This is a genomic window from Sphingobium sp. SYK-6 (assembly GCF_000283515.1).
In the GTDB taxonomy this organism is placed as follows: domain Bacteria; phylum Pseudomonadota; class Alphaproteobacteria; order Sphingomonadales; family Sphingomonadaceae; genus Sphingobium; species Sphingobium lignivorans.
Map to the genome: position 1 here is coordinate 3,954,044 of NC_015976.1, position 13,455 is coordinate 3,967,498.

General features: G+C 65.9%; 12 protein-coding genes. All 12 read left to right on the forward strand.

The genetic code is table 11. From position 1 onward, the window contains the following. The first annotated feature begins 8 nt into the window (after positions 1 to 8). The 12 genes from SLG_RS18180 to SLG_RS18230 all read left to right on the forward strand — a co-directional run bounded on the left by SLG_RS18180 (position 9) and on the right by SLG_RS18230 (position 13,400). The gene (locus tag SLG_RS18180) at positions 9 to 1,013 is read left to right on the forward strand and encodes an aldo/keto reductase (protein ID WP_014077984.1); all 1,005 of its coding nucleotides are present in this window, start codon (positions 9 to 11) and stop codon (positions 1,011 to 1,013) included. Between the two features lie 120 nt (positions 1,014 to 1,133). Continuing rightward, complete coding sequence (locus SLG_RS18185) at positions 1,134 to 1,703, forward strand: nuclear transport factor 2 family protein (RefSeq protein WP_158512740.1); 570 nt, start codon at positions 1,134 to 1,136, stop codon at positions 1,701 to 1,703. Then, the gene (locus tag SLG_RS18190; RefSeq protein WP_014077986.1) at positions 1,700 to 2,257 is read left to right on the forward strand and encodes a nuclear transport factor 2 family protein; all 558 of its coding nucleotides are present in this window, start codon (positions 1,700 to 1,702) and stop codon (positions 2,255 to 2,257) included. Before SLG_RS18185 ends, SLG_RS18190 begins: the two co-directional genes overlap by 4 nt. Further along, positions 2,254 to 2,580: a nuclear transport factor 2 family protein gene (locus SLG_RS22385; RefSeq protein ID WP_041392208.1), complete on the forward strand. Its 327-nt coding sequence runs from the start codon at positions 2,254 to 2,256 to the stop codon at positions 2,578 to 2,580. Before SLG_RS18190 ends, SLG_RS22385 begins: the two co-directional genes overlap by 4 nt. Before the next feature lie 19 nt (positions 2,581 to 2,599). Further along, positions 2,600 to 2,752, forward strand: a complete 153-nt coding sequence (locus SLG_RS22390; protein ID WP_014077988.1) for a nuclear transport factor 2 family protein — start codon at positions 2,600 to 2,602, stop codon at positions 2,750 to 2,752. Between the two features lie 178 nt (positions 2,753 to 2,930). Further along, entirely contained in the window at positions 2,931 to 3,110 is a 180-nt protein-coding gene (locus tag SLG_RS18200) for a YezD family protein (RefSeq protein WP_041392209.1), read from the forward strand. A gap of 121 nt (positions 3,111 to 3,231) precedes the next feature. Beyond that, positions 3,232 to 5,691, forward strand: coding sequence for a TonB-dependent receptor (locus SLG_RS18205; RefSeq protein ID WP_041392211.1), 2,460 nt, complete (start codon positions 3,232 to 3,234; stop codon positions 5,689 to 5,691). Positions 5,692 to 6,108: 417 nt separating this feature from the next. Continuing rightward, positions 6,109 to 7,026, forward strand: coding sequence for a LysR family transcriptional regulator (locus tag SLG_RS18210; protein ID WP_014077991.1), 918 nt, complete (start codon positions 6,109 to 6,111; stop codon positions 7,024 to 7,026). Between the two features lie 77 nt (positions 7,027 to 7,103). Continuing rightward, the gene (locus SLG_RS18215) at positions 7,104 to 10,706 is read left to right on the forward strand and encodes a hydantoinase B/oxoprolinase family protein (protein WP_014077992.1); all 3,603 of its coding nucleotides are present in this window, start codon (positions 7,104 to 7,106) and stop codon (positions 10,704 to 10,706) included. 80 nt (positions 10,707 to 10,786) lie between these two features. Continuing rightward, a complete protein-coding gene (locus SLG_RS18220) occupies positions 10,787 to 11,473 on the forward strand; it encodes a DUF969 domain-containing protein (protein WP_014077993.1) in 687 nt (228 codons plus the stop codon). After that, on the forward strand, positions 11,470 to 12,411 hold the full coding sequence (locus SLG_RS18225) for a DUF979 domain-containing protein (RefSeq protein WP_014077994.1): 942 nt from the start codon (positions 11,470 to 11,472) through the stop codon (positions 12,409 to 12,411). The genes SLG_RS18220 and SLG_RS18225 overlap by 4 nt, the downstream gene beginning before the upstream one ends. After that, a complete protein-coding gene (locus tag SLG_RS18230) occupies positions 12,408 to 13,400 on the forward strand; it encodes a DUF2891 domain-containing protein (RefSeq protein WP_014077995.1) in 993 nt (330 codons plus the stop codon). Before SLG_RS18225 ends, SLG_RS18230 begins: the two co-directional genes overlap by 4 nt. The last annotated feature ends 55 nt before the right edge of the window (positions 13,401 to 13,455 follow it).

Here is a 13,455-nt window from a genome sequence, read left to right on the forward strand (position 1 = left end):
AGCCTGACATGGACTATCGCTATCTCGGCCGAAGCGCCCTCAAGGTCTCGCCCTTGTGCCTGGGGACGATGATGTTCGGCGGCGCGACCGACGAACCGACATCGAGCAGGATCATCGACAAGGCCCGGGGACAGGGCGTCAACTTCATCGACACGGCCGACGGCTATAATGGCGGCGCATCGGAAGAAGTCGTGGGCCGCGCAATCCGCAGCCATCGGCATCACTGGGTCCTTGCGACCAAGTTCGGCCATGTCTTCGGCACGGGACCCAATGAGGGCGGGCAATCGCGCAAGTGGATCGTCCAGGATGTCGATGCAAGCCTGCGGCGCCTCGGCACGGACTATATCGACCTGCTCTACTTCCATAAGGCGGATGTGAACGCGCCGTTCGAGGAAGGGCTGCGCGCGATCGAGGATCTCATCGCGGCGGGCAAGCTACGTTACTACGGCATCTCCAATTTCAAGGGCTGGCGCATCGCCGAGATCTGCCGCGCGGCGGACGCGCTGAACATGGATCGGCCGATCGCCAGCCAGCCGCTCTACAACATGGTCGACCGGCTGAGCGAAGTGGAGCAACTCCCCGCCGCCGGCCATTACGGCATCGGTGTCGTCCCTTACAGTCCGCTCGCGCGCGGTGTGCTGAGCGGCAAATATGCCAAGGACGCGCCGCCGCCCGCCGACTCACGTGTCGGTCGTGGCGACCCGCGGATCAGGCAGACCGAATGGCGCCCCGAATCGCTCGACATCGCGCAGGCCGTGGCAGAGCGCGCGGCTGCGAAGGGAATCAGCACGATCAGCTTCGCGATCGCCTGGGTCCTGCGCAATCGCTTCGTCAGTTCCGCCATCGTCGGCCCCCGCACCGAAGCCCAGTGGGACAGCTATATCGACGCGCTCGCGGCGCGGATCGACACGGATGACGAAGCCTTCGTCGATGCGCTCGTGCCCCCGGGCCATGCCTCGACACCGGGCTATACGGACCCTGCCTATCCGATCGAGGGCCGGCAGCTGCGCTGAGGATACGAAGCGCGCGGCCAGCCCTCGCGCGGCAAGCATGTCCATTTTCATTTCCATCTGCGCAAATTAGCGTCTGCCTCCATCGCGACGCCATGAGGCGCGCGGAGGGAGAGGATGGACATGCTCAAGAGACTTGCGACCGCTGCCGCCCTGTGCGCGCTCTCCATGGCAAGTGCGGGCGCTGCCAACGCGCAGACGCTCGAACAGCGCGTGCAGCGCATGGAGGACGAGTCCGCCATCCGCCGCATTCTCGTGCAATATGGCACGTATCTCGATGCCCGGGATTTCGCCGGATATGCAGGGCTCTTCGCGCCGGAGGGCGAGTGGATCGGCGGGCTGGGGCGCGCAAGGGGTCCGAAAGCGATCCAGGCCATGCTGGAGGAAAGACTGGGCAAGGCCGAGCCGGGCTGGATCAACAAGACCAGCTATCATCTCCTGTCCAACGCACTGATCGAGATCGAAGGCGACAAGGCCCATGTCGTCTCCAAATATCTGTTCCTGACCAAGGCGCAGGATGCCGACCGGCCTGCCCCTCTGCTCGCCGGCCGCTATGAGGACGACCTCGTGCGCCTGAACGGGACGTGGAAGATCATGAAGCGCGTCACGAACGGCATCATTCCCTATCGCGACGGCAATGCACCGCCCCCGCCTCCGCCGGCCGGCCTTGAAGACAAGGCCAGAACACGATGATCGTCCGCGTCTCGGTACTGGCGATGCTGCTCGCCACGCTCGGCATGCCGGCCATCGCGCTGGCGGGCGATGCGTCCCGCACGATGGAGGCGCGGTTGCAGCGGGTGGAGGACGAACTCGCGATCCGGCGCGTGCTCGTCGACTATTCGGCAACGCAGGATGCGCGCGACTATGCCGGCTATGCCGCCCTGTTTGCACGGGAAGGCGAGTGGGTGAACGGCAAGACAGTCCACAAGGGCCGCGAAGCGATCCACAAGATGCTGATCGACCTCTATGGCGCCCCGCCACCCGGCTATGTGAACACCGAAAGCTATCACATCTCCTCCAATCCGCAGATCGACATCGAGGGGAACCGGGCGCGCGCCCGCTCCCGCCACCTGCTCGTCCTGCGCGGGCCGGATGGTGCACCAACGCCGGCACTGGCCGGGATCTATGAAGACGAGTTCATCCGAGAGGACGGGGCATGGAAGATCCTGCGCCGCGTCGACACCCCCGTCATGCCGACGCCCGCCGAATGGATGGAATTCATCCGCAAGCGTCGACCGGCACAATGAGGGCGGTGCGCCTTCTTCTCGCCGTGATGCTACTGATCGGCGGCGCTCAACCGGCCTCGGCGCAACGCGACGAGACCGCCGATCGCGCCGCCATCCACGCTCTGCTCGTCGCCTATGGCAGCACGCTCGATGCCCGGGATTTCGACGGGTTCGGAAAGCTGTTCGGCAAGGCTGGCGTCTATGTCGCCGGAAGCGGCCGCCAAGCCACCGGGCCCGAAGCCGCCGGGATGATGCGCAAGATCTTTGCCGCCAATGCGATGGGATTTCGGGAGCCGGCCTTTCACCTCTTCTTCAATGAAGTGGTGGTGTTTCAGGGGGCCTGACCATGCCCGCGCCACATCCATGTCGCTCTACATGGTGCCCGACGACGCGGGCAGGCCCTCGGCCGCTCTCGCCGCGCGCTACGAAGACGAACTGGCGCGTGAGGACGGGCAATGGGTTTTCGCGCGACGCGTCGTCCAGGGACTCCAGACCGGCACGGCAGCGCTGAAATAGCCCTGCCGAAATTGCTCGCTCAAGCGGATGCTCCGCGTGCGGGAGGGCCGGCTTCGTCGCATCCAAGACCCGGTTCCCCGTCCCGAAGCAAAACTTTCTCGCTTCACTATTGTCAACTAAACTAGTTTTGTTATGTTTAAACCTCCGCATGATCATCGACCGTGCAACAGGAGGAACCATGCCGCACTCCCCACCCGAGGCTGAAGAACGACCCGAGCGGACGGACCAGCTTTCCGCCGGAATAGCGCTTGTCCGCCAGGCGCTCGACCGGCTCAAATTCGGTGCCGTCCATCTGACGGTGCACGAAGGCCGACTGGTCCAGATCGAGGTCACCGAGAAGACCCGACTGAGCGCCTGAGCTTATCGGGCCTTTCCTGGCCCTGCCCGTCCGCACGGGTTCGCCATCATCAAAATCGCTGAAATCATAGATGCCGACCGGACCACCGGAGGTGTCCCTTCATCAGACAAGGGGAACACCAATGGTCCACCGCTTTCTTCTCACCGCCAGCACGCTCGCCACGGCGCTCCTGGCCGGCACCGCTGCCCTGGCGCAGGACTCCACGCCACCTCAGGACGATCCGACCGTGCCGCAGGCCGAGAGCCGCGCCGGCGAGATCGTCGTCACTGCGCGGCGGCGCAGCGAGAACGTGCAGGATGTTCCCATCGCCATCTCGGTGCTGGCAGGCGAGGCCCTCGATGCCCAGGGCGCCTACAATATCAACCGGCTCACCCAGTTGCAGCCCACCCTGCAGTTCTTCTCCACCAATCCGCGCAATACCTTCATCAACATTCGCGGGATCGGCGCGCCATTCGGCCTGACGAACGATGGTTTCGAGCAGGGCGTCGGCATCTACATCGACCAGGTCTATTACAACCGCATCGCCGCGGCGACGCTGGACTTTGTCGACGTCGAGCAGATCGAGGTGCTGCGCGGCCCGCAAGGCACGCTCTACGGAAAGAACACGACCGCCGGCGCCATCAACATCACAACGCGCCCGCCCAGCTTCGATTTCGAAGGCAAGGCCGAGATCTCCGTGGGCAATCTCGGCTTCAAGCAGGCCAAGGCTTCGGTATCCGGCCCGTTCAGCGATACGCTGGCGGCGCGCCTCAGCATCTCGAGCACGGATCGCCGGGGCACGATCTACAATGTGATGACCGACACATGGATCAACTCGCAGGATAATATCGGCATCCGGGGCGCGCTGCTGTGGAAACCGGGCGCGGACGTGCGCCTCACCCTGTCGGGCGACTGGAACCTTCAGGATCCGATCTGCTGCGGCCAGATCTATGCCCGTGTCGGCACGACGCAGCGCGCGCTAAATCGGCAATATGCCGCCCTGACGGCCCTGTTCCCGGGATATCAGGTGCCCAGCACCAACCCCTTCGACCGCCTGACCGATCTCGACGCCGATCTTTCGGCGCGCAACGAGCATGGCGGCCTTTCTGCCCGGCTGGAATGGGATCTCGGACCCGGCACGCTGACGTCGGTCACCGCCTGGCGCTACTGGGACTGGGGGCCGAAGAATGACCGCGATTTCACGGGTCTCCCCGTCTACACGAAGGTCAACAATCCGACCAAGCAGAACCAGTATACGCAGGAACTGCGTTATGCCTACGCGGCGGACAAGCTCGACTTCGTGGTCGGCGCCTTCGCATTTTATCAGGAAATCCGCACCAGCGGCATCCAGGAGACCGGACCGGCAGCGAGTGCGTGGCTACTCGCACCGAGCAATGCCCTGTCGCGCAACCCGGCGGTGCTCAACGGCATCGTCGCGGAGAATGACATTCGTCTCGACAATCTCAGCCTGGCGACGTTCGGCAAGGTCAACTGGAAGGTCACGGACCGCCTGACCATTTCTCCCGGTGTGCGCGTGAATTACGACCGGAAGGACGGCGTCTATGATTCGGTAGTGACCGGTACCGCGTCCGACGGCACGCGCCAGCTCATCACCAACGATACGACGCATCCCTATTACAACGATCCGTGGACGGCGGCGCAGCGCGGAACGCAGGCTTCGCAGTTCTTCGAGCCGCGCTTCAGCGACTGGAACCTCTCCTACGACCTCAACCTGTCATATGAGCTGGCGCACGACGTGATGGCCTATGCCACCTATGCGCGATCGTTCAAGACGGGGGGCATCAACCTCAACGGCGTGCCGAGCCGGGGTGATGGCACGCCGGCTCTCGAGGTCGCCCAGATCAAGCCCGAGAAAGTCGATCATTTCGAGGCGGGCATCAAGACGCAGTTCTGGAACCGTCGCGGCACCTTCAACGTCACCGGCTTCTGGACGGAGATCAAGGACTTCCAGGCCAGCGTCATCAGCAATGTGAGCGGCAGCAACGTGCTGCGCGGCTACCTTGCCAATGCGGAGAAGGTCCGCGTGCGCGGGATCGAGGCGGACTTCTCGGTCCGCCCGTCCGATCGCCTCAACGCCTATCTGAGCGGGGCCTTCACCGATCACGAGTTCAGGAAGTTCGTCGATGCGCCCTGCCCGCCCGAGCTGGCGGGCGGCGGGACCGGCACGCCGCCCGGACCGCCCGCAACCCCGGGCGCCAACAGCCCCGCCAATTGCGATGTCTCGGGGCAGTGGCTGCCCGGCATCTCCAAATGGGCATTCTCCTGGGGCGCCGAATACAACATTCCCGCCAGGGTCCTCGGCCGGCAGGGCCAGGCCTATCTTGGCTATGATGCGAGCTATCGCTCCAAATTCTCGTCCAACGCCTCCCGGTCGATCTACACGGATATCGACGGCTATTCGGTGCACAACTTCCGCCTCGGCTTCCGCACGGATGGCTTCGATCTGTTCGGCTGGGTGCGCAATGCGTTCGACGAGGATTACTTTGAATCGCTGGCGGTCACGCCCGGCAACACCGGCCTGATCTCCGCGCAGCTCGCCGACCCGCGCACCTGGGGCGGCACGATCCGCTTCTCGTTCTGACCAGATGGGCTCCGATCATGCGGCAGCGATGCAGGTCGAAAGGTTGCGCATGCCCGCGGAGTCATATTGAAAATCGGAGCCGCGCCGGGACTGGGCCGGCGCGGCTCCGTGCGACCCGTCAGCGCTGGACTCTCATGTGCGTCTTGACGAGAAACCGATCGACGACCGGCACCGAGCCAAGGATCGCGGACGGCCCCACCCCCTGGGCCGCCACCCGACTGCCATCCCCCCGGCAGCCAGACTTCGCGATTGGCTCGACAGCCTCATTCCGCAGCATCATTTTCGCCTTTCCGGCAGGTTCCGCGCCCCCTCGCTTCACCTGGGAATATAAGGCAGGCCTTTTGTTGACAAAGCAACTCATTAATGACTTATTAATCCCATAAGCCATTCCTTATCAGGGAGGGTTGGTAAGCGGCAATGCGACGACAGGCTGGGGACTTCACCCTGCGTCAGCTCGACATCTTCGTGTCCGTCGCACGATCGGGCAGCTTTGCGCTCGCCGCCGACCAGCTCGGCATTTCCCAACCCGCCGTCAGCGATCATATGAGCACGCTCGAACGGCATCTGGGCTACAAGCTCTTCGACCGGCGGCGCGGGACCACGCCGGTCCTGACCCGCGAAGGCTTCGAGATGCTGCAGCGGGCCGAAACATTGCTCTCCGCCAGCCAGCCCCTGCGCGGCAAGGCGGCGCCCCGCGACGCGGAGGAAAAGACGACAATCCGCCTCTCCCTCGGCGATCGCTCCCGTGATCTCTTTCTCCGGTCCCTGATGGCCCGCATCTATACGGAGCTCCCGAACATCGAGGTCCAGATCGTCCCCGCCGTGGCACCGGGGCAGATCGCCACGGCGCTGGAGAAGCGGGACATCGACCTGCTGCTATACACGATCGGCCGCCCGCCGCTGCGCCTGCCGAACACCCACGTCCTGGGCGACGTGCCCATCCTGCTGGTCGGCGCGCCCGAGACCGTCCATCTGCTGGAGACGGGGAGGCTGGCCGTGGAGGATCTTCAGTTCATCCTCCCCGATTTCGGCGGCGCGGCTGAACACTGGCTGGAGCGACAACTCAACGCGGCCGGCATCCGCCCGCGCCGCCCGGTGCGCTATCTGGATTTTCCGGACGTCATCCAGACCATCGTCGAGGAGGGCCTGGGCGTCTCGATCCTCACGGAGGAACAGGTCGCGCCCGCCCTCGCGGAAGGGCGGCTTGTGCGCTTTGGCCCCGAGCTGGAGCCGATGCGACGGATCATTGCACGGTCGCCGCGTGCGCCACGCGCAGTCGATGCGCTGGAACAGCTTCTGATTACCGAGATCAGTCGCCAGCTGCGTCACCGCTGACACGCGCCGGGCGCGCAGCCGGCTCGGGATCGGCAGATGTTTCCATCCGCCGGAAAAATACTCTAGGCAGAGCATCCATGACAATCGGGCGCTGGCAGTTCTGGGTGGATCGCGGGGGCACTTTCACCGATGTGATCGCGCGCGCGCCGGACGGGCGCATCGTCACCGCCAAGCTGCTTTCCGAAAATCCGGAACACTATCGCGATGCTGCCGTCGCTGCGATGCGGCGGATCATGGGCGTGGCGCACGGACCGCTGCCGGCGGCCGACATCCGCGTGGGCACCACCGTCGCCACCAACGCGCTGCTGGAGCGCAAGGGCGAACCGACCGCGCTGGTCATCACGCGCGGTTTCGGCGATGCGCTCCGCATCGGCTACCAGGAGCGGCCCGAACTGTTCGCGCGGCATATCGTGCGGCCGGAGCCGGTCCACGCCGCCGTCATCGAAGTGACCGAACGGGTGAGCGCGGCCGGCGAGGTGCTTCTCGCGCTCGACGAGGCAATGGCGCGCGCGGATCTGCGGCGCGCTTATGATTCTGGCCTACGCGCCGTCGCCATCGTGCTGATGCACGGCTATCGCTACACGGCGCATGAAGCGAAGCTGGCGCGCATCGCGCGCGAGATCGGCTTCACGCAGGTTTCGGTAAGCCATGACGTCGCGCCTCTCATCCGGCTGGTCGGGCGGGGCGACACGACACTGGTGGATGCCTATCTCTCACCCGTGCTGCGCCGCTATGTCGAGGCACTGCGGGGCGAGGCGGGCCCGGCCGTCGACGCACTGTTCATGCAGTCCAATGGCGGCCTGACGGCGGCGAGCGCCTTTCACGGCAAGGATGCGATCCTCTCGGGGCCCGCGGGCGGCATCGTCGGCATGGCCCGCACCGCGCACATAGCGGGGATCGATCATGTAATCGGCTTCGACATGGGCGGCACCTCCACGGACGTCTCCCACTTCGCGGGCCAGTATGAGCGGGACAGCGAGACGATGATCGCCGGCGCACGCATCCGGGCGCCAATCATGCGCATCCATACCGTCGCGGCGGGCGGCGGATCGATCTGCGGGTTCGACGGCACGCGCTTCTTCGTGGGGCCGGAATCGGCCGGCGCGGTGCCCGGCCCGGCCTGCTACCGGCGCGGCGGCCCGCTCACCGTGACCGACTGCAATGTGATGCTTGGCAAGATCGTGCCGCATCATTTCCCCAGCGTGTTCGGGCCGTCGGGCGACCAGCCCCTCGACGCCGCCGTGGTGCGCGACATGTTCGGCGCACTCGTCGAGGAAGTGCGCAGGGCGACCGGCCGCGTGCTCAGCCCGGAACAGGCCGCCGAAGGGTTCATCGCCATCGCCGTCGCCAACATGGCGAACGCGATCAAGACCATCTCCGTCCAGCGTGGCCATGACGTGACGCGCTACACGCTCGCCTGCTTCGGCGGCGCGGGTGGGCAGCATGCCTGCCTCGTGGCCGATGCGCTCGGCATGGACCGGGTGATGATCCATCCGCTCGCAGGCGTGCTCTCGGCATATGGCATGGGGCTGGCCGACCGGCGCGAGGTGCGCGAGCGCACGGTGAGCCTGTCGCTGGACCGTACCACCGGCCCGGCGGATCTGGCCGCGTCCATCGCCGCACTCGGCCATGCCGCGGAAGCAGCGCTGCGCGCGCAGGGTGTCGAGGGGCCCTTGCATCGAGAAGCGGCCGTGATGCTCCGTCTCGAGGGCACCGACAGCCTCATCGAAGTGCCGCATGGTCCGCTCGCGGACATGAAGGCAGCGTTCGAGGCGGCCTATCGCGAACGTTTCGGCTTCGTCGGTTCGGCACCGCTGGTCGCCGAGATGATCCGCGTCGAGGCGGTGCTGCCGGGCGATACCGCAGGCGCGCTCGACCTGCCGATGCCGGCGCAGTCCGCGCCGCCGATCGAGACTGTGGGCACCTTTATGGCAGGCATGGCGCATGATGCGCCGCTCTATGATCGGGCCCAGCTCGCCATCGGCTTCAGGGTGGAGGGGCCCGCGATCATCATCGATACGGTCTCCACCACCATTGTCGAGCCGGGCTGGCGCGCGCAGGTCCATGACGAGGGATCATTACTGCTCACCCGCTATCTGCCGCGCGTGCAGGAAAAGGCGGACGACAGGCAGGCCGACCCGGTGCGGCTGGAGATCATGGGCGGACTGTTCATGGCGATTGCCGAGGAAATGGGCGCGGCCCTTCAGCACAGCGCGTCCTCCGTCAACATTCGCGAGCGGCTGGATTTTTCCTGCGCATTGTTCGACGCGCAGGGCAATCTCGTCGCCAACGCGCCACACATGCCGGTGCATCTGGGCTCGATGGGCGAAAGCGTGCGCACCATCCTGCGGCGGCGCGGGGACGGGCGCGACGGGCGCGGCATTCGCCGGGGCGATGCCTATGCGCTGAACGCGCCTTATGAAGGCGGCACGCATCTGCCGGATATCACCGTCATCATGCCGGTGTTCGTCGACGCTTCGGATGCCGCCCCGGCCTATTTCGTGGCGGCGCGCGGCCATCATGCGGACATTGGCGGCATCACCCCGGGATCGATGCCGCCGGGCAGCACCAGCGTCGAGGAAGAAGGCGTGCTGCTCGACAATGTGCTGATCGTGGCGGACGGGCGTTTTCTCGATGCGGAGATTTCCGCCCTGCTGGGGTCGGGCCGCTGGCCCTCCCGCAACATCGGACAGAATCTGGCGGACCTGAAGGCGCAGGTCGCAGCCTGCGCGAAAGGCGCGGCCGAGTTGCGCCGCATCAGCGCCGAGCAGGGCGCGGATGTGGTCGCTGCTTATATGGGCCATTGCCAGGCGCAGGCCGAGGAAGCGGTTCGTCGCCTGATCGCGGGGCTTGGCGACGGGCATTTCCGCTATGCCATGGACAATGGCGCGCAGGTGACGGTCCGCGTCAGCATCGACCGTGATGCGCGCGCGGTCACCATCGATTTCACCGGCACCAGCGCGCAGCTTCCTGGCAACTTCAATGCGCCATTGCCGGTGGTGCGTGCCGCGGTGCTTTACGTGCTGCGCACCATGCTGGACGATCCCATTCCCATGAACGAGGGCTGCCTGCGGCCGGTGACGCTCATCGTTCCGGAAGGCTCGATGCTGCATCCGCGTCATCCTGCGGCCGTGGTGGCAGGCAATGTCGAGACCAGCCAGGTGGTGACGGATGCGCTGTTCGGGGCATTCGGCGCCATGGCGGCCGCGCAGGGAACCATGAACAACTTCACGTTCGGCAATGCCCGCCATCAATATTACGAAACCATCGCCGGTGGCTCCGGCGCCGGTCCGGATTTCGACGGCACCAGCGTCGTCCAGACGCACATGACCAACAGCCGCCTCACCGACCCCGAGATCCTGGAGACCCGTTTTCCGGTTCTGCTCGAGAGCTTTGCCATCCGCCGCGGCTCCGGCGGAGCCGGCGCTCATCGGGGCGGCGACGGGGCCGTGCGGCGCATCCGCTTCCGCGAAGCGATGACCGCGGGCATCCTTTCCAACCGTCGCGCTGTCCCACCGTTCGGGCTGGCGGGTGGAGAGCCCGGCGCGCCGGGCGCGAACCGGGTCGAGCGGGCGGACGGCAGTGTCGAATCGCTGGGTGCGACAGCGGCAGTGGAGATGGCACCGGGCGACGTCTTCGTCATCGAGACGCCCGGCGGCGGCGGCTATGGCAAGGCATGATCCGCTCACGCCACCATGCGACTGTTGGCTGGATGCAATGGCAAAAGCCATGACGGCCGAAAAAAGGGGGCGCTGACATCATGTGGGTATTGCTTGGCATTGCGGTGATCGTCGTGGGCTTCATGCTCCGCTTCAATCCGCTGCTCGTCATCATGGTCTCGGCGCTGGTGACGGGGCTGGCCGCCGGGCTCGATCCGGTCGCCATCGTCTCCGCTTTCGGCAAGGCCTTCAACGAGACCCGCTATGTCAGCATCATCTGGATCGTCCTGCCAGTCATCGGCCTGCTCGAGGCCTATGGGCTGCAGGAACGGGCCAAGGCGCTGATCGGTGGGCTGAGAGGCGCCACGGTCGGCAAGCTCCTCACCGGCTATCTGCTCCTGCGACAGGCGACGGCGGCGATCGGCCTCACCTCGGTTGCCGGACATCCCCAGACGGTGCGTCCGCTGGTGGCGCCGATGGCGCAGGCCGCCGCCGAGGCGCAGGCAGGCGACCTGCCCGAAGAGATGCGCGAGGAAATCAAGGGCTGGTCCGCGGCGACGGACAATGTCGGCCTCTTCTTCGGCGAGGATATCTTCCTCGCCATCGGGTCGATCCTGCTCATCGTCGGCCTGCTCGACCAATATGGCATTCATGTCCAGCCGCTCCAGCTTTCCCTCTGGGCGATCCCTACGGCGATCAGTGCCTTCCTCATCCACGGTTTCCGGCTCTGGCGGCTCGACCGGCGCGTCAGTGCCCTGAAGGCCGAAGGGACGGAGACCCGGTCATGATCACGCTTGGCTGGGTCTATGTGCTGGCGGGCGGGGCGTTCGCGGCATTCGCACTGCTGGGCCTCTTCGACCATGCCAATCCGAAGCGGTTTGGCAATGCCGCCTTCTGGGGCCTGATGGCACTCAGCATGTGGGCTGGCGACTTTCTGGGTGACCTGGGCAACGGGCTGCTCGTGCTCGCGCTGGTTGCCATTGCCGGGATCGGCGCACTGGGCCGGAGCAGCGGCGGGGACGTGGCCCCCGCCCTGCGCGCGGAGCGCAGCCACCGCTTCGGCAACGGGCTGTTCCTGATCGCCCTGGTCATTCCGGCGAGCGCCCTGCTCGGCACCGTCGCCCTACGCCATTTGCCGACGCTCATCGATGTGAAGCAGGTGACGCTCATCAGCCTCGCTCTGGGTGTGCTGCTGGCGCTCGCTTATGGCCATGCCCGCCTGCGCGCCGCGCCGATGCTGCCTTTGCAGCAGGGCCGGCGGCTGATGGATCAGGTCGGCTGGGCGGCGATCCTGCCACAGATGCTCGCCAGCCTGGGCGCCGTGTTCGCACTCGCCGGAGTGGGCGAGGCGGTGGGCGGCATCATCCAGCTTGCCATCCCCGAGGGCAGCCTGCTCGGCGCCGTGATCGCCTTCGGCCTCGGCATGGCGCTCTTCACCATCGTGATGGGCAATGCCTTCGCTGCCTTTCCGGTGATGATCGCCGCGATCGGCATGCCACTGCTCATCACGCGCTACGGCGGCGACCCCACCATCATATCCGCCATCGGCATGCTCGCCGGCTTCTGCGGCACGCTGATGACGCCGATGGCCGCCAACTTCAATCTCGTGCCCGCGGCATTGCTGGAGCTGAAGGACGAATATGGCGTGATCCGCCGCCAGATCGGCACCGCCCTCCCATTGCTCGCTGTCAACATCGCGCTCATCTATCTACTGGCTTTCCGATGACAGATCTCACCCCCGACATCGCGTCCCGCTTCGCGCGCCTCACGCTTGGCCATCTCGGCCGGCAATATCCCTACAAGATGGATCTGGTGATGAACGGCCCGGAAGACGCGCGGCCACCCATCACCCACAATCCCATCTTCCATGGCAGCTTCGATTGGCATAGCTGCGTGCATGGCTGGTGGCAGGTCATGCGCCTGATGCGGCTCTTCCCGGCCATGCCGGAAGCCGCCGAGATCCGCGCGCGGGCCGACGCCATGCTGGTGCCGGACAAGGTCGCGGGCGAGATCGCCTGGTTCGAGCGGCCCAATGGCGGCAATGCCTCCCGGCCCTATGGCTGGGCCTGGCTGCTCGCGCTGCACCATGAGCTGGCGCAGCATGACGCACCCTGGGCGGAGGCCATCGAGCCGCTGGCCCGCAATCTTGCCGGCCGTCTCGCCAGTCATCTGCCCAAGCTCACTTATCCGATCCGCGTCGGCACGCATTTCAACTCCAGCTTCGCGCTCACGCTGGCGCATCGCTGGGCGGAAGAGCGCGACCCGTCACTGCGGACGATGATCGAGCAGCGCGCACGGGACTGGTTCATGGAGGATCGCGATTGCCAGGCCTGGGAGCCGGGCGGTGACGAGTTCCTCTCCTCTGCCCTGTGCGAAGCCCTGCTGATGAGCCGCGTGCTGCCACGGGAAGAATTCGCACGCTGGTTCGGGGCATTCCTGCCCCGCGCCGCGTCGGGCCAGCCCGCGACGCTTTTCACGCCTGCTTTCGTCTCGGATCGCAGCGACGGGAAGATTGCGCATCTCGACGGCCTCAACCTGTCCCGGGCATGGTGCTGGCGCGCCATTGGCGCCCGGCTCGCGCCCCATCCGCTGGAGGCTGTCATCGCGCCGGTGCTGCAGGCTCATCTCGATGCCAGCCTGCCGCATGTCGCGGGTGACTATATGGGAGAGCACTGGCTCGCGACCTATGCCCTGCTGGCGCTCGGCAGCGACTGAACGGCCCCAACCTCTCCATCGAGGCTGCATGCCTCCTTAACCATCCTGCTATAGC

Bases quoted from the DNA above. Each gene is read 5' to 3' on its own strand.
- SLG_RS18185 (WP_158512740.1), top strand. From the start codon at position 1,134: ATGCTCAAGAGACTTGCGACCGCTGCCGCCCTGTGCGCGCTCTCCATG.
- SLG_RS18210 (WP_014077991.1), top strand. From the start codon at position 6,109: ATGCGACGACAGGCTGGGGACTTCACCCTGCGTCAGCTCGACATCTTC.
- SLG_RS18225 (WP_014077994.1), top strand. From the start codon at position 11,470: ATGATCACGCTTGGCTGGGTCTATGTGCTGGCGGGCGGGGCGTTCGCG.
- SLG_RS18180 (WP_014077984.1), top strand. From the start codon at position 9: ATGGACTATCGCTATCTCGGCCGAAGCGCCCTCAAGGTCTCGCCCTTG.
- SLG_RS18205 (WP_041392211.1), top strand. From the start codon at position 3,232: ATGGTCCACCGCTTTCTTCTCACCGCCAGCACGCTCGCCACGGCGCTC.
- SLG_RS18215 (WP_014077992.1), top strand. From the start codon at position 7,104: ATGACAATCGGGCGCTGGCAGTTCTGGGTGGATCGCGGGGGCACTTTC.
- SLG_RS18220 (WP_014077993.1), top strand. From the start codon at position 10,787: ATGTGGGTATTGCTTGGCATTGCGGTGATCGTCGTGGGCTTCATGCTC.
- SLG_RS22390 (WP_014077988.1), top strand. From the start codon at position 2,600: ATGTCGCTCTACATGGTGCCCGACGACGCGGGCAGGCCCTCGGCCGCT.
- SLG_RS18230 (WP_014077995.1), top strand. From the start codon at position 12,408: ATGACAGATCTCACCCCCGACATCGCGTCCCGCTTCGCGCGCCTCACG.
- SLG_RS18200 (WP_041392209.1), top strand. From the start codon at position 2,931: ATGCCGCACTCCCCACCCGAGGCTGAAGAACGACCCGAGCGGACGGAC.
- SLG_RS18190 (WP_014077986.1), top strand. From the start codon at position 1,700: ATGATCGTCCGCGTCTCGGTACTGGCGATGCTGCTCGCCACGCTCGGC.
- SLG_RS22385 (WP_041392208.1), top strand. From the start codon at position 2,254: ATGAGGGCGGTGCGCCTTCTTCTCGCCGTGATGCTACTGATCGGCGGC.